Source organism: Salinivibrio sp. YCSC6 (assembly GCF_004916735.1).
Taxonomy (GTDB): Bacteria; Pseudomonadota; Gammaproteobacteria; order Enterobacterales; family Vibrionaceae; genus Salinivibrio; species Salinivibrio proteolyticus.
The window spans coordinates 538,977-560,355 of sequence record NZ_CP039516.1 but is presented as its reverse complement, the minus strand read 5'-3'; the positions used below and the strand labels follow the sequence as shown (position 1 = coordinate 560,355).

15 protein-coding genes and 1 pseudogene are annotated in these 21,379 nt (G+C 43.4%); 9 read left to right on the top strand and 7 right to left on the bottom strand.

Translation table 11 applies throughout. The annotated features are described in order from the left end of the window. The first annotated feature begins 282 nt into the window (after positions 1-282). Complete coding sequence (locus tag E8E00_RS02395) at positions 283-1,350, top strand: hypothetical protein (protein WP_096629734.1); 1,068 nt, start codon at positions 283-285, stop codon at positions 1,348-1,350. Positions 1,351-1,446: 96 nt separating this feature from the next. Here the strand turns inward: E8E00_RS02395 and E8E00_RS02390 are convergent, their stop codons facing one another. Next, entirely contained in the window at positions 1,447-2,787 is a 1,341-nt protein-coding gene (locus tag E8E00_RS02390; RefSeq protein WP_240531908.1) for a 6-phospho-alpha-glucosidase, read from the bottom strand. A gap of 70 nt (positions 2,788-2,857) precedes the next feature. Then, a complete protein-coding gene (locus E8E00_RS02385; protein WP_096629737.1) occupies positions 2,858-4,498 on the bottom strand; it encodes an alpha-glucoside-specific PTS transporter subunit IIBC in 1,641 nt (546 codons plus the stop codon). A 266-nt stretch (positions 4,499-4,764) separates the two neighbouring features. Between E8E00_RS02385 and E8E00_RS02380 the strand changes: the two genes are divergently transcribed. The 3 genes and pseudogenes from E8E00_RS02380 to E8E00_RS02370 all read left to right on the top strand — a co-directional run. After that, positions 4,765-5,469, top strand: a complete 705-nt coding sequence (locus tag E8E00_RS02380; RefSeq protein WP_096629740.1) for a GntR family transcriptional regulator — start codon at positions 4,765-4,767, stop codon at positions 5,467-5,469. Between the two features lie 146 nt (positions 5,470-5,615). Continuing rightward, positions 5,616-6,455, top strand: coding sequence for an AraC family transcriptional regulator (locus E8E00_RS02375; protein ID WP_096629743.1), 840 nt, complete (start codon positions 5,616-5,618; stop codon positions 6,453-6,455). 73 nt (positions 6,456-6,528) lie between these two features. Then, positions 6,529-6,903: pseudogene (locus E8E00_RS02370) on the top strand (aspartate/glutamate racemase family protein); the annotation flags it as partial. Between the two features lie 17 nt (positions 6,904-6,920). On the opposite strand, the gene E8E00_RS02365 reads toward E8E00_RS02370, so the two are convergent. Beyond that, a protein-coding gene (locus E8E00_RS02365; protein WP_305794216.1) for an IS3 family transposase occupies positions 6,921-8,032 on the bottom strand; the annotation gives its coding sequence in 2 pieces (ribosomal slippage) (positions 6,921-7,780 and positions 7,780-8,032; 1,113 coding nt in all). A 376-nt stretch (positions 8,033-8,408) separates the two neighbouring features. On the opposite strand from E8E00_RS02365, the gene E8E00_RS02360 reads away from it, so the two are divergent. Then, a complete protein-coding gene (locus tag E8E00_RS02360) occupies positions 8,409-8,954 on the top strand; it encodes a hypothetical protein (protein WP_136588351.1) in 546 nt (181 codons plus the stop codon). Positions 8,955-9,977: 1,023 nt separating this feature from the next. Here E8E00_RS02360 and E8E00_RS02355 read toward each other — a convergent pair. After that, a complete protein-coding gene (locus tag E8E00_RS02355) occupies positions 9,978-11,444 on the bottom strand; it encodes a hypothetical protein (protein WP_096629752.1) in 1,467 nt (488 codons plus the stop codon). Between the two features lie 50 nt (positions 11,445-11,494). Continuing rightward, positions 11,495-12,046 carry a recombinase family protein gene (locus E8E00_RS02350; RefSeq protein WP_096629755.1) on the bottom strand — a complete coding sequence of 184 codons (552 nt, stop codon included), beginning with the start codon at positions 12,044-12,046 and terminating at the stop codon, positions 11,495-11,497. Positions 12,047-12,523: 477 nt separating this feature from the next. Between E8E00_RS02350 and E8E00_RS02345 the strand changes: the two genes are divergently transcribed. Then, positions 12,524-13,669 (top strand): site-specific integrase, encoded by a 1,146-nt coding sequence (locus E8E00_RS02345; protein WP_096629758.1) that lies wholly within the window; start codon positions 12,524-12,526, stop codon positions 13,667-13,669. Positions 13,670-13,807: 138 nt separating this feature from the next. Here the strand turns inward: E8E00_RS02345 and E8E00_RS02340 are convergent, their stop codons facing one another. Further along, on the bottom strand, positions 13,808-14,893 hold the full coding sequence (locus E8E00_RS02340) for a type I restriction endonuclease (RefSeq protein ID WP_077640202.1): 1,086 nt from the start codon (positions 14,891-14,893) through the stop codon (positions 13,808-13,810). A gap of 925 nt (positions 14,894-15,818) precedes the next feature. Here E8E00_RS02340 and E8E00_RS02335 point away from each other — a divergent pair. From E8E00_RS02335 to dgt, 3 genes are all read left to right on the top strand, one after another. Continuing rightward, positions 15,819-16,724: a hypothetical protein gene (locus E8E00_RS02335; protein WP_096629761.1), complete on the top strand. Its 906-nt coding sequence runs from the start codon at positions 15,819-15,821 to the stop codon at positions 16,722-16,724. A 229-nt stretch (positions 16,725-16,953) separates the two neighbouring features. Then, the gene (locus tag E8E00_RS02330) at positions 16,954-18,351 is read left to right on the top strand and encodes an alpha-amylase family protein (protein WP_096629763.1); all 1,398 of its coding nucleotides are present in this window, start codon (positions 16,954-16,956) and stop codon (positions 18,349-18,351) included. A 94-nt stretch (positions 18,352-18,445) separates the two neighbouring features. Further along, complete coding sequence (gene dgt, locus E8E00_RS02325; RefSeq protein ID WP_205907375.1) at positions 18,446-19,894, top strand: dGTPase; 1,449 nt, start codon at positions 18,446-18,448, stop codon at positions 19,892-19,894. Positions 19,895-19,938: 44 nt separating this feature from the next. Here the strand turns inward: dgt and E8E00_RS02320 are convergent, their stop codons facing one another. Continuing rightward, positions 19,939-21,183 carry a dicarboxylate/amino acid:cation symporter gene (locus tag E8E00_RS02320; RefSeq protein ID WP_077640211.1) on the bottom strand — a complete coding sequence of 415 codons (1,245 nt, stop codon included), beginning with the start codon at positions 21,181-21,183 and terminating at the stop codon, positions 19,939-19,941. Positions 21,184-21,379 lie beyond the last annotated feature (196 nt).

Below are 21,379 nucleotides of genomic sequence, written 5' to 3'. Positions count from 1 at the left end.
CTCCTCTGTTAGCTCTACAAAGGAACACTGGTTATATTATTTTTTACCTTATCTTCTTTACTGGTAATGGGTATATGAAGAGAAGAGCTAATACGTATATTACTATACCGACAACTCCCCCTCACACTGTGACCATGTCACCCACCAGCCAACCTAGCCTCTCCCTCTGTCACCGACGATCTGAGCATGTGGAAGTTATGAGCCACCCCCAAAGGCGAGCATAACCCCAATGCCATTTTATGCACACTATTGTCACCAAAAAGACCAAAAACGACATTTTTTGTGATTAATGTCACACTAGAGAAAAGAAGCGAAAAGCCCACTTTCTCCAGCTTTAAAAAGGTGATAGAACAGGTTAAAAAGAGCAAGACAGTTGATATAACAATGCCAGAAAACGTCATAAACACACACCTTTTAACAGCTGTAAATGCGAAACGAGATTTACTTTTCTTTTGGAATGAAATGCTCAGGGAGTCTCTTTTAGAACTAAAAGCTGAAGAAAAAGAAAAAATAGAAACATACATTAAAGACAACCCCATATCCGAAAAAATAATAAGAGACCTCTCTAATGTAATTCACAAAAGAAGCCAGTTTGACAAAAATGAAACTTCACGATTCTTAGCAAGAACAAGAGATAAACTACATGATGAAAAGTTAAAAAATTATGACATCAAGAACCTTTGCGATGAAGATAGAAAGATAAACTGGTTATGGTGCTACATAAGAAAAAACTCAAAAAAACGGGTATCGCTTTTAAGATACAAGGAGCCCCAGAAAGGAATAACAACCGAACAATTCATACTAAAAACTCTTGATCTAGATGATAAATACCTAAAAGAAAAAAACTCAAACACGACAGAAGAAAAAAGAGACCAAATAGAGAAATGCTTAATTTTCTCTCCCTCTTCTGAGGAGGGGGAGAAGATGTTATCGAATCACTTCAAAAGTGAGTGGCTTAAAAACAGCAAACGGAGTGAAATGATAAAGTGGTTAGATAGCTGCCGCTACAATCAGCTTATATGGGCTTATGAACACATTCAAAAAAAGGAAGAAATAAAATACACTTGGACACCGTCTAGCACTAAGGATATGAAGTCAGTCCTTGTAGCGGTTTATGATCTCATCCCTGAAAGCGATAAAAAAAAGTTCATCGATAGATTCAGGAGCACCTGGAGCACAAAGAAGTCTAGAAATAAACAAAGAGGAGACACACTAGAAATAGAAAATGAAGTACTTGATAAGCTCGACAAACTGGCTGAAGAGACTCAAAGCACTCCCCAGGACGTCATAAAAAAACTCATTACCATTCTGGATTGGGACGAGATTTTGGACATACTGGAGAGTGAGTAAGTGGTGGAGCTCTAGGTCAACGATGAGAGTTAACGAGAAAGGGAGCCGAATGATTGACTCCCTTGGTTGGGTTCTAACTAGCCTAGAACGTATTTATCAACCGAGTTCTACCCAATACTCTTTGTTGACCTCTAGCATTTCGTCCAAAATTTCTTTGGCTTTTGAAGCACTTGGAATTGTGGCTGACAAAGTAAATGCTTGCCATAGTCGCTGGTAAGAGCCCTCAACGTGAGCTTGAACAACAAGCTTTTCAACTGATACCTGTTGGTTCATCATGCCTTTTTGGAATTCAGGGATTTCACCGATTTGCATTGGTTTTGCGCCTGTATTATCGACAATACAAGGGATTTCAACCATCGCTGTTGGATCAAAGTTACTAATAGCCCCGTTGTTAGGGACGATAAGCAACATTCTTTCCTTGGTGTTAAAGGCAATCGCGGTCGCTAAGTCAACGATGTACGATGCGTGTTCCTCAACCTCGATGGTGGTGTCCTTTGCTGTCCCTGCTGCGATAATGCGATGGCATTCGGTGAACACTTCTTTCTCGCGTCCATCCATCACTTCATTGGCACGGGTATAAACTTTATCGGAGTGTTCCACAACATAATCAGGATACAGATAGTATTTAAGATATGTGTTTGGGATAGTTTCTGGGTCCAGCGCATACACATCACGCACTTTGATAAACGTATCCTTCCATGATTCGTCGGTATGCTGAGCACCGTTCATCGCGCTAGGTGGCAAGTAACCATGTTCTTTCACATACGCTTTAATCCGAGGCATGAGATCTTCGCCGGTTTTGGCATCTTTAAACTCTTTCCACCATCCAAAGTGGTTCAGGCCGTAGTACATCACATCAAACTGTTTACGGTCTTCATACCCCAAGATTTCAGCGATACGGGTCTCAATCCCAATCGGCATGTCACAGATATTAAGCACTTTCGAATTAGGCCGTAGCACTCGACAAGCTTCAGCAACAATTGCTGCCGGGTTGGAGTAGTTCAGCATCCATGCATTTGGTGAGTACTTTTCCATGTAGTCGATAAGCTCAATCACAGCAGGAATGGAGCGTAGACCATAAGCCATGCCACCTGGACCACACGTTTCTTGGCCCACACAGCCATGACGAAGTGGGATTTTTTCATCTTGCTCTCGCATGGCGTAAAGACCAGCGCGAATATGCGCCATGCAAAAATCAACATCCGTAAAGGCTTCTTCTGGGTCAATGGTATAAGAGAACTCGATTTGAGGCGCTCGTTCTTGTAGTAAGATATTGCATGCTTCAGCCACGGTTTCCTGCCGAGATGCAAAGTTGTCGTAGAATTTCAGTTTACGGATCGGAAAACGATCTTGGTTTTCCAGTAGCATCATGACAATACCCGGGGTGAAGGTTGAGCCGCCGCCTGCGATAACAACTGAGAATTCTTTTTTCATCATTTCCTCTCTTATTTGGCTTGAATCATTTGCCAATGAATAGCTTGTTTATAAGTGTTTGATAGATATATTTTTAAATGGCTGGGTTTGGCGCAATCTCTGCGTCCTCTTCCCTTTTTGCTTGTTTTTCACCTCGGTGCACAGCGACGATTTTTTCGCACTCTTCCCGAAGCTGGGGAACGTTGAGACCAATAATGACCTGTACAGCTTGGCCATTCGTCACCACATTGACCGCCCCGGTATTCATAAAGAACTCGGGAGAGGCAACCTTACTTGGGTCGGCAACCGTTACGCGTAAACGTGTTGCACAGTTACTCAGCTCAACAATGTTTTCTGTTCCACCTAGACCATCCAAGGTTTCAGCCGCTTGTACTTGCAGTGGGCTGACTGCATGACCACCTTTGCCAGTAATTCCGTGTTTTTTATTGAAGTCATCTTTAGTGTGAAGTTTGAGATCGGCATCGCCTCGCCCCGCAATTTGCACATCAAATTTCTCAATCAAGAACTTAAAGGTGACGAAGTAGATAAGCGTGAATGCCAGACCAATCAGAATTTGAGTCACAACCATACTGGTGTGATTGCCAAGTAGCGGTATCCAGTTCCCGGTGACGAACTCGATTAACCCTCCTCCCATGTTTCCAACGACACCGAAGCTATACATCATCATCGCCATGGTGCCAGCCAGGAGCGCATGAATGGCGAACAGCCAAGGTGCAATGAAAAGGAACGTAAATTCGAGTGGTTCAGTGATACCCACTAGCATCGCCGTGAGCGTCGCGGGAATGAGAAGCGCAGCAACCTTTTTACGATTCTCGGTTTTGGCAGTGGCATACATGGCCATGGCAATCCCAACACAACCAAAGACTTTCGAGTTGCCGTGCAAGGCAAAGCCTCCCGCGGGAAAGAGATCTTTCATCGCCGTTGACGATTGAGTGAAACTCTCGAGATTCATAAACCAATCAGCGGTGATGCCATTTGGTGTCGCGATGTTACCGAAGACAAACGGCGTATAGATGAAGTGATGCAGACCAGTTGGGATTAAAATGCGTTCGAGAAAGGTGTATAGCCATACGCCAAACGACCCTGACTCCAACATGAATGTTTGTAGACTAAGGATGCCCTGCTGAATGGAAGGCCAAATATAAAGAGTGAGCCAAGCTGCTGGGATCATCGCGAAGAATGACAACATGGCGACAAAAGACGCACCTTGAAAGATACCTAAATAGGCCGGCAATGTTTTTTCAAACGTGCGATTGTGGATCCAGGTGATCAGAGACGAGATAATGATGGCACCAAAAATCCCGGTATCGAGCGTTTTGATACCAGCCACTTCTGTGAGTCCTGATGTGCCGCCGATAGCCTGTGAGAAATCAACACCAAAAAACTCGCCCCAAAAGCCTCCCATTGCATTAACGAAGTAGTTAAACGTCAGATAGGACACAAGCACAACCATCACTGCTCGAGCATGTGCTGTTTTGGCAAGACCTATGGGTAAACCGATAGCAAAAAGCAGCGCCATGTTACGGAAGATGGTCCACCCTCCTTCTTCGATGACTTTTAGTATTTGGTAATAAAGGCCCTCTTTATCTGCAAGATCGCCGACAAACACTGGGTTTTTCAGAACAATACTTAACCCAATCAGTATCCCAACAAACGGGAATAGCAGTACAGGGGTGAACATTGCTCCGCCTAATCGTTGTATTGCACTTAACATAAGCAGCTTCCTTGGTAATGTTTTTTTAGGCTTTGTTGTCTTCTGACAACTACAACCTATACCCGCCCCAAAAACAATACAAATAAAATATAAGTAAACCGTGACAGGATACAAATAAATACAACAAAGCTAAAAACAGGGCAAAAAACGTACTAAAAATTGATCTCATTGCTTGATAAATAGACAAACCAGTGTTTTAGGGTCGGAGGGTCGCTTAATTTGTCTTTTTTTTGTATTATCTGGCAGGTGTACTAGAGAGGTGAAAGATGCTGTATAAAAAAGTGATGCAAGATTTACGCTCACGCATCAATTCAGACGAGTTCGAGGTTGGTGATATCCTCCCCACAGAAAAAGCACTCAGCGAACATTATGGCGTTAGCCGAGTGACTATACGTAATGCTATCGATGAGTTGGTTGAGCTAGGATTAGTTGCAAAGCGTCAAGGCGCTGGCACAAGCATCATCGGTAAAACGGTCGTTGGCTCGTTGCTGACACTGAAAAGCACCAATGAGTACTTCTCAAGTACCAACACGACGCTTGAATACAAGATTGATGAGTTCTCTCTCATTGATCCAGACGAAGAGCTGGTGCGGCTTCTAAAGGTCGAGAAAACAGAAAAAGTCTATTTTATTCGAAGATTCAAGCTACTAAATGGAAAGCCATCCGTATACGAAGAGTCTTACATGCCTGCATCACTCTATCCTCGAATGAATGTGATGTCTTTAGAAGGCTCAAAATATCGCTACCTCGAAGAGGAGCTAGGCCTTGATATCGACGGTGCGTCCCAAGATTTCGAAGCCATCCTTCCGAGCGAGTCAATGTGTCGGATCCTCGATATCGATCCATCAACGCCCTTGCTTCAAGTGCTATCTATCGGTTTGCTAAAAGACGGCCGTGTCTTTGAATACACAAAAATTGTGTCACTACCTGGCACTATGTCTTACAAGCATTACCTTAAACGTGGTGAGTAGATGATTCTTCCAGTTTAAATTTATCATTAAATTCAATTTCTTACTTTTAGCGCTTTGAATCTAAATCAATTTTGTACAATACAGGCACGAGGGGAACGTATAGGGTTTGCTTATAATGCTCTACACATGAAGGTTTAGGCGGCGAAATGAAAAAGCTTGGTGCTTGTAAAGAATCAGCAAAATACCTATACCACCAGGAACTTGGCGGTATAGGTATTCTGGACGCGAGTTACCATAGACAATGTTTTTCTCGACACAGCCATGAGGGCTACACCTTTGGCGTTATCGAACGAGGTACCCAAAAGTTTCTTAGAACTGGCTGTAAAAACCTTGCACCTACTGGGAGTATCATTTTAATCAACGCGGATGATATTCATAACGGCCAAGCCAACACCGACGATGGTTGGGCCTACAAGGCACTATATCCTTTACCAGAGCACTTTAAACGGTTAAGCCACGAGCTCGTCGGAACTGACACCTATACGCCCTACTTTCCTGATGCTGTAGTGCATGATGAAGCACTGGCTAAACAGTTCCGGTACGTCTTCTCCGTCTTAGAGAGATCGGAAAACAAGTTGTTAAGAGAGTCGCTCCTCTACGCGCTACTCACTCGCTTGATGAGAAGTCATGGTAAAAGGAGAGTCGAACTCCCTGTTGAGAAAAAGGCAACTAAGAAAGTAAGCATGGTAAAGCACTTTCTAGACGACTCTCCTAGTACCAACATCTCTCTGAGTGACCTTGCCCAAATGGTTTCCCTTAATCCTTATTATCTAGTGCGTGCGTTCAATAAGGAATTTGGTCTTCCACCACATGCATATCAACTACAAGCACGTATCCGGTATGCCGAGAAGTTGATACGACAAGGATACCAACTGGCGGACGTCTCAAACCTCTGCGGGTTTCACGACCAAAGCCATTTTACCAAGCACTTTAAACGAGTCATTGGTGTAACCCCGAGTCAATACGCAAGGCACTTTCTCAGATAGTCAAAAACGTACTATCTCTTACCACCTGACGCTTGTAGTTTTGATCATCATAGATACAACGTGAGGACCTCAAATGAAAACGATAGGATTGCTTGGCGGGATGAGCTGGGAGTCGACTGTAAGCTACTATACAGCGATAAATCATGGCATCAAAGAACGCTTGGGTGGCTTAAGCTCAGCCAAGATTTGTATGTATAGCGTTAATTTCGCTGAAATAGAGGAGCTCCAACACAAGGGGCTATGGGATAAAACCGCTCAGATACTATCAGATGCGGCAGTATCGATTGAAACCGGCGGTGCTGACTTTCTCCTGATATGCACCAATACCATGCATAAAGTGGCACCTCAGATTGAGTCGCACATCAGTATTCCCATTCTGCACATTGCTGATGCAACAGCTGAAATGCTCACCCTGAGTGGCATCAGAAAAGTTGGTCTCCTCGGGACACTGTAACCCTCCCTGTTTTAGTGGCACTCTAAATTAGAGTTTTTCCTACTTTCATGCCTTGCTAAATACTCCCAAGGGGTCAGATCATCGAGTGAGTCATGAGGGCGTTCATCGTTGTATTCCTTCATCCATTTTTCTGTCAGGTCTCGGACTTCACTCAAGGTTTTGAACACGTACATGTTGAGTATTTCTGTCCGATAAGTTCGGTTAAATCGCTCTATATAGGAGTTCTCCGTTGGTTTGCCTGGGCGAATAAATTCCAACTCAATTGCGTTCTCTTCCGCCCATTCAGCCAGCGTGGTCGAGATGAATTCAGGGCCATTATCCATGCGCAGCTTACTGGGGTACCCTCGCCAAGAAATAATGCGTTCTAGCACCCTTATAATGCGTGGTGCTGGCAGATTGAGATCTACTTCAATCGCTAGCACCTCACGGTTGAAATCGTCCACGACATTGAACGTACGAAAGCGCCTGCCGCAGAGCAAAGAGTCACTCATGAAATCGATAGACCAGCAACTGTTGATCGACTCTGGACATGCCAGTGGTGTTGGATTTCGTTTTGGTAGGCGCTTTTTTCCCTTGCGCCGTAGGTTTAGCTTGAGCGAACAGTACACTCGATGGACTCGTTTATGATTCCATCGGTGTCCCCAGCGCCTAAGTACTTTAAATAATTTGCCAAAACCGTAGGCAGGATAACGCTCTGCTGCGTCCTGCAACGTCGCGATAACCTCATCATCCCGATGCGGATCTGGTCGGTAACGATAGACTGAGTCGCTAATGCCAACTACGCGGCAGGCCATTCGCAAACTGACCTGATAGTGTTTGCGAGCGTAATCGACAAGCTCGCGCTTAACCGCTGGCCCTACAGCTTTTTTTCCAGAATATCTTTAACGATACGGTGCTCAAGGCTTAGGTCGGCAAACATTTGCTTGAGCCTCCGATTCTCATCCTCAAGCTCTTTAAGCCGTTTAACATCTGACGCTTCCATCCCACCATACTTGGACTTCCAGTTGTAGTATGTCGCATCAGAGATGCCATATTCGCGACAGACTTCGTTGACCTTTCGGCCTGCTTCGACTTCCTTCAAGATCTTTACGATTTGTGTTTCTGTGTAGCGTGATTTTTTCATCATGCGTTCTCCGTTTGTTTCAGTGTAAACGGAAAACCTCTAATTGCTAATGACCAGTTTTTTGGGGAGGGTTACAGTTATAGAGCTCCCTGTTCTGACCATTAAAACTCATCTCAAGATAAAAATCTTAGTCTGCGTTGTTTTACGCTTTCTTCGGGAGGGCACGCTTTTAAACCAGACAGAGCAAGTTTTGGGTTAGGCCACAGTATATTGTGAAAAGTTTGCTCAAGTATAACTCACCTATATAACATAGGATTATTGGTTCAGATTTTCATAGGTATGTTAAGTAAAGAAAAATAATAAAGAAAAGCTAATAAGCAGCGTTGCTACACTAGCGTTTTGTGCTCCCATAATTCTTTATGCGTATAAGTTCGGTTTGGGGCTTTGGGGGAAACATTCTGATTGGGCTGAGCTTGGTGCTTTCTTTTCGGGTGTATATTCTCCGCTCATTGCCTTTCTCGCCTTATTGGTCTTATCACGTCAAAAGAAAGCGCAAGATAAAATGGATAAACACTACTATGACACAGCATTTCTTGTTGAGAACAAAAAAGAGCTTCACTACTACTTGGAGCGCCTAGAAGAATACCTAGATAAACCAGACCAATCAGGCGTTTTAATTCGAGACAAGCTCTTAACTTCTGTCGGTCTTCACTCTAAAGAGCAGCTCGATATTCATAACAAGGAAATATCTAATTTTATTTATTTCACTCACCCTAAGGCAATGCGTTACTGGCTTGCTATCAAAACGGGATTGCAGGGACTCGATAGTATAAATGAAGCCTCCTACAAAAATCAGCTCGCAGGTTCGCTGCTCAAAATCTCGACCGTTTTATCCTACGAAATGTGTGTAACTCTAGACAAAATTAGTTATTGTTCAGACTATAAGTCACCTAAACAGTGCTTCTATTTTTGGCATGAATAGTAGAAAAGATATACTATGATAAAAAGTATCCGACAAACATTTGGTCGTTAATATATAGCTCGCTGGCCTTGATTTTTTATGGTCTGAATTAGAACGGTCTAGCCAGCGATATCTAGGTTGACGGTATGCTTTTCGAGACTGAAAGAAATCCGAAAAATCAGAATACCCTGAGTGTCGAAGCTTAGAGCTTAGGATTGTCCGAAAGCGATTTTGATAGCATAAAGGACGGTCTACACGACTAGGCCACGCTTCACCACCAATAGTTATCAAGTTGTGTATCAGTCAGCACCCTAAGACATATAGCCAAACCACTTCTTATGAGAGCGTCAGCTAGGGATTGCTCCCAACACAGTCTCTCAGGCATTCACCTAAGTCGTTATGATACCTAGACCACTCTTTTAACGCAGTGCTCGAAGAGAAACTTAAAGCACAGATATGCCATGCAGAGTCAGACTTGTTCCAGCTATCACCGCCTAGCTTACTAAAGCAGATAACAGTATTCAGACCAGCAATGCTAATATACCTAAAACTTTCCTCTTGGTTGTGTCCATGCAATATCTCACTAGCACCTAGACCATAAAGCTCAGACACACTCTAGTCGACTGCTGCTCACAATAATAATTCCTTCTATCAAGTGAAATAACAGTCAACGCAGAGTCGCTCTACTTAGCTACTTATCCATGTAAGCAAAGGTGCGACAGTGTTGTGCTGGTGGTCTATTTAGTATCTGCTACGTCTAGAGCAGCAGTGGTGGTGTCACATAGGACTCTTAATGTATATCTAAGAGTTTTTCCTTGGGTTCTTCAATTAGACGTTGTAAATGTATTGATGAGACAGAGGCTTCTGATGAGAAAGAGCCTGAGAAGGGGTGGCAGTGAGACTGACTCTTAATGTATATCTAAAAGTTTTCCTTGGGCTCTTCAATTAGGCGTTGTAAATGTTCTATCGAGAAAAGACCAAGGTAAGTATCGACGTTATAAAAAGCACATAAACTCGATAATTAAAGCTCTTAAAAGAGAGGTTTTAATTATAGTTCTTTGCCTTAGATGACAACGATGACACAAAGAGGCCGACAGACAGCAACCCTAACACTGACATAAAAGCATCAATAAACCGCATAACATCGCTAGTATAACGAGCATCTTCTCCCCCTATGTTCAAGTATGAATTCAACGCCATCAAGAATGAGCTTAACAAGTCAAAATGAGTGATTGAAGAGCTGGAAAGGAAATTAAAAAAAGACATCAAAAGAACCAGAAAGACAGATGATTTAATGACATTAAAAGGCCGCTCCCCATACCCCCAATAGACTTCTTTAACAAACATCCAGCCGGAACCGAACATTGCTGACAGTTTCTCCTTTGGGGAGTAGGTTATTTTATCTGAATTGAACTTATTCCAAAGCTCTTTTCTTTGAGCCCTTTTTTCTTTAAAAAAATGCTCGCCAGCCAAATCAAAGTGCCCCTGCCTCGCATACATCATCTTCACTTTCCTATTTAACAGGAGCTCTCTACTTGGTGACGATTCAAGTAGCGGCTTGTAAGCAAAAAAACAATTTGACACTTCAGAGTTATCGAAATCAAAAAGAAATGCTTCCCCTTTAATAGTTGATCCGCTGATAGATGAGCGGTGAAGCTTTATAATGCCTCCACACAAATCAAACTCACACTCCCCCAAACCTCCTCTATCGATCCTCATGTTAAATGCACACCTATAAAAAGAAGCAGCGTGAAAAACACCTTTTTCTATCGAAAAATTTTGCATACAGCAAAACATAAAGCTTTGAAAACTAGTTATTATAGGAGAGACCAAAGATAAATTATCTAAATTTGTGAACTCTAGGTTTTTCTGTCCTAAAACACCACCGTTAACTTCGACAATCTCATCTCCTCCAAGTTTTAGAATTTTAAAAGACGGGACGCTATCTTCTGGTAGAGCATCTAGTCCTTGATGGCTCCTAGCTGCCGTGTGAGGAGAGCAGTTGAAAGAAATATAATGTTCACTGCCGTGCAAATCTGAGTTTTTTGCTGTACTTTTAGATGGTGCAAGAAACCTTTTTATAGAATCCTTATCGAACAGCCCTTTCTCCTCCGCCCAGTCCAAATAGCTAGTATACTCTTTCCTTTTTATTGTTTTAGTGTGCCGACGCTCAGTTTTCACTGTATAGAAAGACACTAATAAATTCGGAGGATAGTGTCTTCCCATAAAATAACCAATGCTATTATCATACTCAACACAAACAGCATTACAGCCATAATTACGTAAAAATCGAGCAGGTCCATATTTAACAAGGTCAGAAGTAGATATCTCATCCTGCTCTCCGATCCAGTCATGGAAGTTAGGCAAAGCATTGTAAAAGAACTCAACGAGACGAGGAAAATCATTGTCTGAACGCCATTGATTAAACTTTTCATCAGGCCAAGACAACCAATCTTCTGGTGGAATGAAAAAATCTTTTGAGTAACAAACCTCATTACCTGAATCAGACATCTTTTTTCCTTTTTGTAAAAACTAATACATCTAATATAAAGATATTTATATTATAACTTCTGCAGTCTCTTAACCGACGACACAGAGCACCCCAAAGCCTCGGCTGTGGCATTAATAGAGTACCCCTTTGAGCGAAGCTCATGCACCTGCTCTTTGCTTATAGTGTGAGGGCGACCCATATGCTTACCTTCTGCCTTTGCACGCTCTCTGCCTGCGTTTGAGCGCTCTAACATCTTCCTTCTTTCCATCTCTGCAACCTTGGACAGAATGGTCACCAGAAGCTCTCCTGCATCTGTGCTGAGGTCTACCCCCAGCCTTGTCACAATGACGTTCACACCGCCTCTCAGAAGCTCTCTCACGGTGTTTTGTACGTCAATGCTGTCTCTGCCCAATCTATCAAGATCGACCGTCACAAGCGTGTCTCCTTCACGCACATAGTCGAGCAGTTTCTTAAATTCTGGCCTCTTCTCAGCACAGACTGTCCCACTCACACCACAATCAGCAAACTCCTTGTCTATTCGATACGTTTTATTTAGCTCTCTTCTTTGGTTCTCGATGGTTTGGTCATCCGTTGAAACACGGTAATACGCGATAACAGCCATTTTTTAATTGTTACTTGGTCTATAAGATGGGCTTATAATTCCATATAGGTCTAAAACTGTCAAACGGGACTTATAGACCACCCTGCCGTAGCTGTTTGAGGTAGGTTCAAAAGGCAACATTTATAAACCCATGAAGTAGAGAAAAAGAACACTCATTCCAAGTGAGTCGTCACTGCTTATTAAAGATATTTTCGATTCCATAAAGTCAGATACTGAAGTTTCTAGTAGGGGGTATAGGGGGAATTTATACAACACATATATAATTAAAGTCACAAGAGAATTTTTTACAAAAAACAAATCGGAAATAAAAACATGAAAAATATTAACACACAACATCGCTAATTGTAATCTATGCTACTGATTTAAAAGAAAAAATATATTAGAAAATAAAATGTCACATGTGGCTGAAATTAATTTCATAGGTTTAAAAATTTAAAAATAAAAATAAATATAGGCGCCTCTCGAAAAGAGGATTAAATGATGAGAAACCCAATACACACCAATGTAAACAGAGTGCTAAGTTATTACGGGATGAACTTAAAGAAAGGGAGGTCGAACTACTATCTATCATATTACAGTCAAGGTGAAACCTCTGTCATAAAAAATAACAACCCAAGAGATGCCATAAGAGAAGCAATCAACAGACAGGGTGATAGAGAGCTTTACATACAATTAATTAATCAATTGCGATTTCTTAAACTAAACCCTAAAAAGCAATTATACTTCAGTGAGATTTTTATACTCGACCCAAGGTATACAACCAGACCTTCTCCTCCTTTAGGAACACTAAAAGATGCTTACGATTTCGCTTGTGAAATGAGATGGAACTCAAGAAATATAAAAGACCACAAAGCAACAAAAAGAAAAGCAGAGAATGTCATCAAACATTTTGGATATTCAACACCACCAAGTGATATCACGCCAAGAAGACTCGTTGATTACGTTGGTTATTTACAAGCTAAAAACTTATCTAATGCAACTATAAATAGAAATTTGAGCAAGCTGAGGGTAGTACTGAGACACGCTGTCATGCTTGACTACATACCACATGTACCGGATTTCCCTTGGCAAAAATACTCTAACGCTAGAACTCGCATACTTAGTAAGGAAGAAGAAGAGAAGGTAATAAGTTTCTTTCATAAGAAAGGTAATACCCTTATGGCTGATTTTGTGATGGTAGCAATCGACACTGGTGCTAGAGTTGGTGAACTTATGAGGCTTACATGGTCAGACTACAGACTAGATAGTGAGTCTATTTTTATACGAAACTCTAAAAATGACGAATTCCGAACCGTTCCTCTAACAAAACGTTCCCGACATGTCTTTAAACGAAGGTATCAAAACATGTGCAGCCCAGAAGAAAATATATTCAATCTGACTCAAGACCGTCTTAGTTGGCAATGGAAGGTTATGAAAAAGTCTCTAGGGTTTGATAAAGAGAAAGAATTTGTCCCTCATATGATGCGCCATACTTGCGCTACCAGATTAGCAGAGTTAGATGTAAATGATTCCAAAAGAATGTTATGGATTGGTCACAAAACACCTGTTATGACTGCGCGGTACACACATATGACATCAACCTCACTCAAAAGCGTTGTCGAGATAATAGATTCTCAAGCATGAAAAGAAACAACTCTGATAGGCTATATAATTAACATAAAGCGAATACTGCCAAAAATAAAGCGCCACCAGAAGCATAGCTAATTCATATAATCTAGAGCGCTAGGTGAATAACCATTATAGCCTAGCGCTCAAAATATTTTATTCGTACAGATCTATAGAAGCTTTAAGCTGCCCTGCGTATTGGAATATGTCATCAACACTATCAATCGGATTCTTAGTTTCTTTCTTGTTTGCGTCGAATAGACCAATGTATTTCTGGCGACCGTTAAAGTGTAAGCGGCATAGAGGTTTACGGTTGTTATCGTCGAGCAAGATACCAAAGTAGCTTTGAGTATCACGGTGTGCAACGCGAGACACCTCTACTTTTTCACGTAGAATAGCTTTCACGACATTGTAGCCATCTAACTCCTCTTCTGTCGTCACAATCTTCGGATTGCCATCATCTTCATCCACAAGGTTAACATCACCTTGTTCACCTTTGCTCTCAGCTGAGACCGACTCTCTCTCCTCACTGCCGATTGCATACTTCAACCTTGCATTGATGCTGTCGTTCAGAAACTGTTTGAGGGCTTTCTTCGTTATCTCTGTAAACTGAGCTTTGACTTTAACTGTTTGTATTCCATCATAAACCTTAGAGGTGAGCAGTTTCACAAAGTCCTCTTCTGGATCCTGAAACTGTTCAGACAGTACTTTCTTTATCTGATTCAAGTACTTCAACTCTCCTGCTGCATCTACTACTGAATCAACATCAAAGGACGTCTTAGTCAATTTTTTAAGCTCGGGCACCACATGCTCATCAACTTCCGACATATCCAGTACCAAGAAAGGCTTATTGTCCATTTTGTTTGGTGCATCAAGATCTGTGAAGAACTGGTATTCACATCCGTTGGTTAGGATAGCAATGCGAGCATTAGTAACAGAGAAATAGCGGTAAAGCTGACTAGAATGCTTTGGTGAGAGCGTTTCATTTACCTTTTTGCACTCTATTAGGATCTGCACTTCACCATCTTTCATTAGAGCGTAATCGACCTTCTCACCCTTCTTAGTACCTGTGTCAGCGGTGAACTCGGGGATAACTTCGCTGGGGTCAAAGATGTCGTAGCCAAGTACATTATGAAGAAACGGCATCACCAAAGCTGTCTTTGTCGCCTCTTCTGTTTCTATTGAATCAGCTAGCTGCCCCACCTTTTTCGATAACGCTTGCAGTCGCTCAATAAAGTCCATTTGTCTCTCCTCATATGCGCTTAAGTGAACAAGCAGATGCAACAGCCATATACAAATGCTTGCTCATTAAAGCATCAACTAGTGACTTGTGCTGTGATTTAAGACTCACTGCACCGACAGCTAGACAAACTCTTATCTCGCCTCTTTCACTCACATACAAAAGTGGGCTACAATTGTCGACAATTCCGGTATCACACTAGAAAGAAAAAGAAACAAAAGCAATAAAATCAGCATCTTGGATGAAAAAAGCGTTTTGGCAACTAGCCTCCCGCCAGCTCCACCAATCGATTGGAAAAGACGCCTTTAAGGCGTCTTTTTTATTGGCTGATTATCGACTCAGCTTACTACCAGATAACGTTATTATGTAAACGCTATAACTATAGTAATGGATAAATATCCTTTTATCTTTCATATATACCCCAACTCTCCCATTAATCGGCATATAAATTCACCAAGACCGAAATAGCAGTGAATAATTACCCATTCACATTCTCATAGTTCACTAGATAATCAATTAATGCTCGAGTAATCGATTGCTAAACATTTCATTGCATAGCGGATAGAACTTTTTTTTGATGTATTATTGGTGAATTGTGCAACCTGAATGAATCCTGAACAGTGATTGTTACCTTGTAGCGATACGAATTTAGAGCAAAAATTCTAGCTGATAGTTAACTCAATATTAATACTATTGTCATGCCAATGGCACATTGCTAGCATTGAAAATGTTCGCAGCTGAGAATGTTATTCAAAACTCAGTTCAGGGATTGCGAATATATTGAAACGGACTGTCGCTATTCGCATCGATATGGTGCGAATAATTACCAAGCTTTTGTCATGAAAATCGTGACAGACTTCACTTGGGATTATTATTGATAATTATAACGCGGCAGGAATCGATCCAATTAAGAAGGGATACTTTAAAGTGAGTAACACTATCAAAAAAGCAGCACTAGCCGTTGCTGTATCTATCGCAAGCTCCTCCGCTTTTTCTGCAGAACTTGGCTCTCTTACGAGTGAAGTTAAAGTAAACGACTATGAAAATGGCCTGACCAAAACAGAGGTCACCATTGGTAAAGGCTCGTATAAACTTAGCGACGATTATAGCTTCCTGTTTGACGTCGATAAAGACTTCGTCAAAAACGAAGGATCGGCAAGAAAAGAAGGATGGGACACCCAGTTTGGTATCGCACAAAAAGCAGGTGAATTCGCTGGCTTCGACACCACTCTTTATTATTTGTTTCGATATGACGCCTCTTGGGTTGCTAGTGATGAATCTAACTCAAGTGATACCAAACAGTACATTTTCGCTCCTTACTTCAGTAAAGATGTAACGCTAGGAGGCAAAGACTTTTCATTTGGTATCGAGCTTTGGGCGCAGGTAGGTAACGATAATGACGATAGCCTACAAAATAAAAGTGGCGTAGAAACTAACTTCTATCTCTCGGGTGACCTCTCCGAGCACTGGAGCCTAGACTTAGCATGGTATAACTTCAATTATTATGATACCGCTGAAGAAGAGTACGACTATCAAATTGGTACCGAAAACTATCTAACGTACTCGTTACCATTGGCGGCAGGCTTTTCATTCAATATCGAAAACTATGTTGAAGCTTATTTTACACCAGATTCAGACTCAACAATTGCACTTGCACATATTCAGCCTGAATTCGAATTCAAGAAAGAAGTAAACGAGCATTTCTCTTGGCACGCTGGTGTTTCTTATGAAGCCTTTAACTGGGAATATAAGGACTCCAAAGGTACTGCAAACGACAAAGATATCTTTGATAATAATGAGTTCCAAGCCTACTTAGGGTTTACCATTAAGTAATACCGCTACACTGCAGGCAAATTCACTGCCTTATTTGCCTGCAGTGCTCAATACTTATATTACAAAAGCCATAATAGTTTTTCTCAATATCACTTTTGATAAACACTTCAATATTTGAGTATTTTATCCCCTACAGAGCGTGACCATTCTTCCTAATCCTCCCAACCTCTCTTCTTAAAAAGAAATATATTAATAGCATTAAAGGGAATCCAATAACGAGGCCCTTATAATGAAAAGAAACTATCCATTCGCATTAGCAATCAGCCTGTTTATCTATTCAGCCACAGCACATGCAGAGGCTATTCTCCATGCTTTTAATTGGCCGTATCAGCTTGTAGAAGCAAGAGCGGAGCACATTGCTGAAGCTGGTTACAAGAAGGTGTTAGTGGCGCCAGCTATGAAGTCGTCTGGCACAGAGTGGTGGGCACGCTATCAGCCTCAAGATCTACGTGTTATCGACTCTCCATTAGGCAATAAGCAAGACTTTCAAGCTATGATTGCAGCCCTCGGCCAGCATGGTGTGGCTGTTTATGCCGATGTGGTGCTCAACCATATGGCGAATGAAAGCGGATTACGTGACGATCTTAATTACCCCAGCGCACAGGTCTTAGAACACTATGCGCAAAACCAAGAAGCGTTCGAGCAGCAAACACTGTTTGGACAGCTCTCGCAGCATTTGTTTTCCAGCATGGACTTTCATCCAGAAGGCTGTATCACTCAGTGGCATGACCCAGGCCATGTGCAATATTGGCGTTTGTGCGGTGGAGAGGGAGATGTAGGCTTACCCGATTTGGATCCGAATCAGTGGGTGGTGGAGCAACAGCGTGCATATTTATCAGCGCTAAAAGTGATGGGTGTGAAAGGGTTTCGGGTCGATGCAGTCAAACACATGAGCATGTATCACATCAATCAGGTCTTTACGGATGCCATTCGTGAAGGCATGCATATTTTTGGCGAAGTGATCACCAGTGGTGGGGCCGGCGACCAAAGCTATGAGGCGTTTCTTTTGCCTTATTTACAACAAACCACCCATAGCGCTTATGACTTTCCTTTATTCTCGCAAATCCGTCGCGCGTTTTCGTTCCAAGGTAGCCTCACTCAGTTGCATCATCCTGAAAGTGTTGGTCAAGCGCTGGATAAACACCGAGCGATCACCTTTACCATTACCCACGACATACCGACTAACGATGGCTTTCGCTACCAAATCATGGATCCCACTGATGAAGCACTCGCCTATGCCTATATTCTTGGCAAAGACGGAGGGAGTCCGCTGATCTATAGTGATGAGCTTTCTGCAGGCGAAGACAAAGATAACGGCCGGTGGCAAGGCGTGTGGAAGCAACCTGCGATGAAGGCCATGCTCCGCTTTCATAATGCAATGCACGGCAAGTCAATGACGGTGATTGGCAGCACCCAATGTCTGCTGTTATTTAAGCGCGACCAAGCCGGTATTGTGGCGATCAATAAGTGTGACGAGCCCCAATCTTATACCATGGATACACGCGAATACCCTCTGAATTGGTATCGTCCTTATTATGATGTTTTGAGTGATGCGACCACCACCATCTCATCGGATTTTCACACCATCACCATTCCTGCCCGCTCGGCGCAGATGTATATGCATTAATCTATGTCGCCGCCGTCTTGCTATGCCAAGCGGCGGATTGACAGTCAGTGAAATCCGCCGCACTCTATCTTAAAAAGTGGACAAGCTGGGTGTCATGATGACTGTGAATTTTGAGCAAAAAATCCGTCCAGATCGGCCTTTTAGAACGCAAACAAACGGCGATTTAATGAAGCAGTTTGAAAGCGATCGTGGACGGATCATTAACTCTGCCGCTGTACGCCGTTTGCAACAAAAAACCCAAGTTTTTCCACTTGAACGCAATGCCGCGGTGCGCAGCCGTCTCACCCACTCTTTAGAGGTCCAGCAAGTCGGGCGCTATATCAGTCAACTGATTGCCGACAAGCTGTCTGCCTCGCAACTCGCTCCCCCGCTCGACCGCTGCTTGGAAACCTTGGTTGAGATGGCGTGCCTGATGCACGACATAGGTAATCCACCGTTCGGACACTTTGGCGAGCAAGCGCTCAGTGATTGGCTCAGTGAACACGTCCCTTATATCTATCGCCAACATTTTAACGACGAACTGCCTGAGTCGGTACAGCGCGATCTCTGTCATTTTGAAGGCAATGCACAAGGCATACGGCTGATCCATACCTTACAACAGCTGAACCTCACCTATTCGCAAGTCTCCGGCATTCTTAAATACACTCGGTGTGGTAGCGAGCCGAAACCTGCAGATGACGACGACCGCGCGTACCTTAAAAAGAAAGTCGGCTATTTTCTCAGTGAACACGCGTACATTGGCGATTTGCAAAAAACGCTCGCCATCTCGCCCGGCTGTCGTGCCCCAGTCAGTTACATCATGGAAGCGGCCGATGATATTTCTTATGGCATTGCCGATTTAGAAGACGCCGTTGAAAAAGGCGTACTGACTCTCGCGGATTTGAAAGCGGCCCTAAAGGCAACCTTTGTACAGCTTACCCAAGCCAGTGAGGAGCATGACGACAACACCATGGCGACCATGTTAGAGAATGCGGAAAAGCGCAGCCACGGCAGTGACAGTCAGTTTTTTGTCTTCTTGCGTGTGGAGGTCAATAAACGCTTGCCTCGCCATGCCGCCCAACGCTTTGTCGACCATTTGCCCGCCGTCATTGATGGCACCTTTAATCACGCGCTAATTGAAGATAACAGCGTCAATCATTTACTTGTACAAACCTTTAAAAACGTCGCCAAAGCGCATGCCTTTTGTCACCCTGAAGTGGAACGCCGCGAGCTACAAGGCTACCGCGTCATCCATGGTTTGATGAGCATCTATCGTCCACTCCTCACCTTGCCCAGTGAGGTGTTTACAGCCTTAGTTAATGGCGAGCCGGTCAAGCCACAGGCGTCGATATACACCCAGCGGCTATTTAAAAAACTGCCTGAAAAACATAAAAAAGCCTATCGTGACGCAGTACAAAAACAGGCCCTGGCGGAGCAGATCCCTTCTGCCACTGCGCGTGAGTTCTATTTTCGTACTCGCCTGCTAATTGACTATATCAGCGGTATGACGGACCAATACGCATTCGACGAATACCGCGCCTTTCATGTGATTGAAGAGGGCTAAAAAAACCGCTCCGTGGTTGGGAGCGGTTTTTTGCGATGAGGCTATTAGCCAAAGCGCTTTTGCCACTTATCAATCACCGTGGCACCAATCAAATCGCCTTGCACATTGACCGCGGTACGGAAAGTGTCGAGTGGGCGCTCAATGATCAGCAAAATAGCAATGGCTTCCAGTGGAATACCGGCAGCCAGCAACACTAACTGCATACCCGACATCGAGCCTGAAGGCATGCCCGGCGCGCCTACCGACGAAACCATCGCCATAATAAAGATCATCACAATGCCGGTCGTCGACAGGTCAATCCCGAACAATTGTGCGAGGAACACCGCAGCAATGCCTTCAAATAACGCGGTGCCATCCATGTTCATCACCGCGCCCAACGGCAAGACCATGCTCGCGGTCGACGGGGTAACCTTAAGCTCTTCTTTGGCAGCCTGCATCGATACAGGCAGTGTCGCAGCACTGGATGAAGTGGCAAACGCCATCGCCAGCGGTGCAGAAATGGCGCGAAACAGACTCACAAAACCAATACCACCAGCAACGCGTGCAATAAGCGGCAACACGATCAATGCATGGACCATCGTCAGTCCAAATACCAAAGCAGCGAAGCTAAATAGCTGACCGAATAGATCGTTATCCCCTTTGTGGGAGAACTGGAAGACAATCGCAAACACTGCAAATGGCGCCAGCTTGATAATGCCTGCCACCATGGTGTTAATGCCTTTATTCAGCCCGCGAATGGTCTCGAATAATGGGTGCGACTCTGGCAGTGCGACAATCAGCGAAATGCCGAACAAAATGGTGAACACCACAATCGCCAACAGGTTACCCTGAGTCACCGCGGCAAACGGATTCACCAACGCCATATTAATAAGTTTGGTGGCAATGGCTCCAGCACCCGCAGCATCTTGGTTGATAAAGCTAATGCTCTCATCCACAGGCGGCGCATTAGTGAGCGGTTGCCATTCGGGCATCATGAGTGCTGCGCCAAGGCCAATGGTGATCGCGATGGTGGTGGTAAAACCGTAAAACAAAAGTGTTGCACCACCTAGGCGCTTAAGGCGAACCACATTGCCAATATTACTGATCCCTTCCAGTAACGAGAGCAATACCATCACGCCGACCACGGCTTTGAGTAGACCGATATAGCTGACCTTGGCAAGCATAAGTAACGGATACCAAGTGGTCTGTTCCGCGTTCTCAATGGGGCCGAATACCGTGCCCACCAGCCAAGCTAGTGCGGCCGCCACTGCAATTTGCAATGGCAAAGAATGTCTAAGGGTTTTCCACATTGTCTTTTCCCTAATCACAGCGTCATAGCTGCATAATGATGATTTATCTGCATTTTTGTAGCGAATTGGCGACAAATCATAGCAAGTAGCGGAATTCAGCTCATGTAAAAGTTATGAACAATCTGGAATAACTAGTAACAAAATGGTTGGTTGGCGAATGAGACCACACTTTTCACTGCAAATACCAACAAAGCGC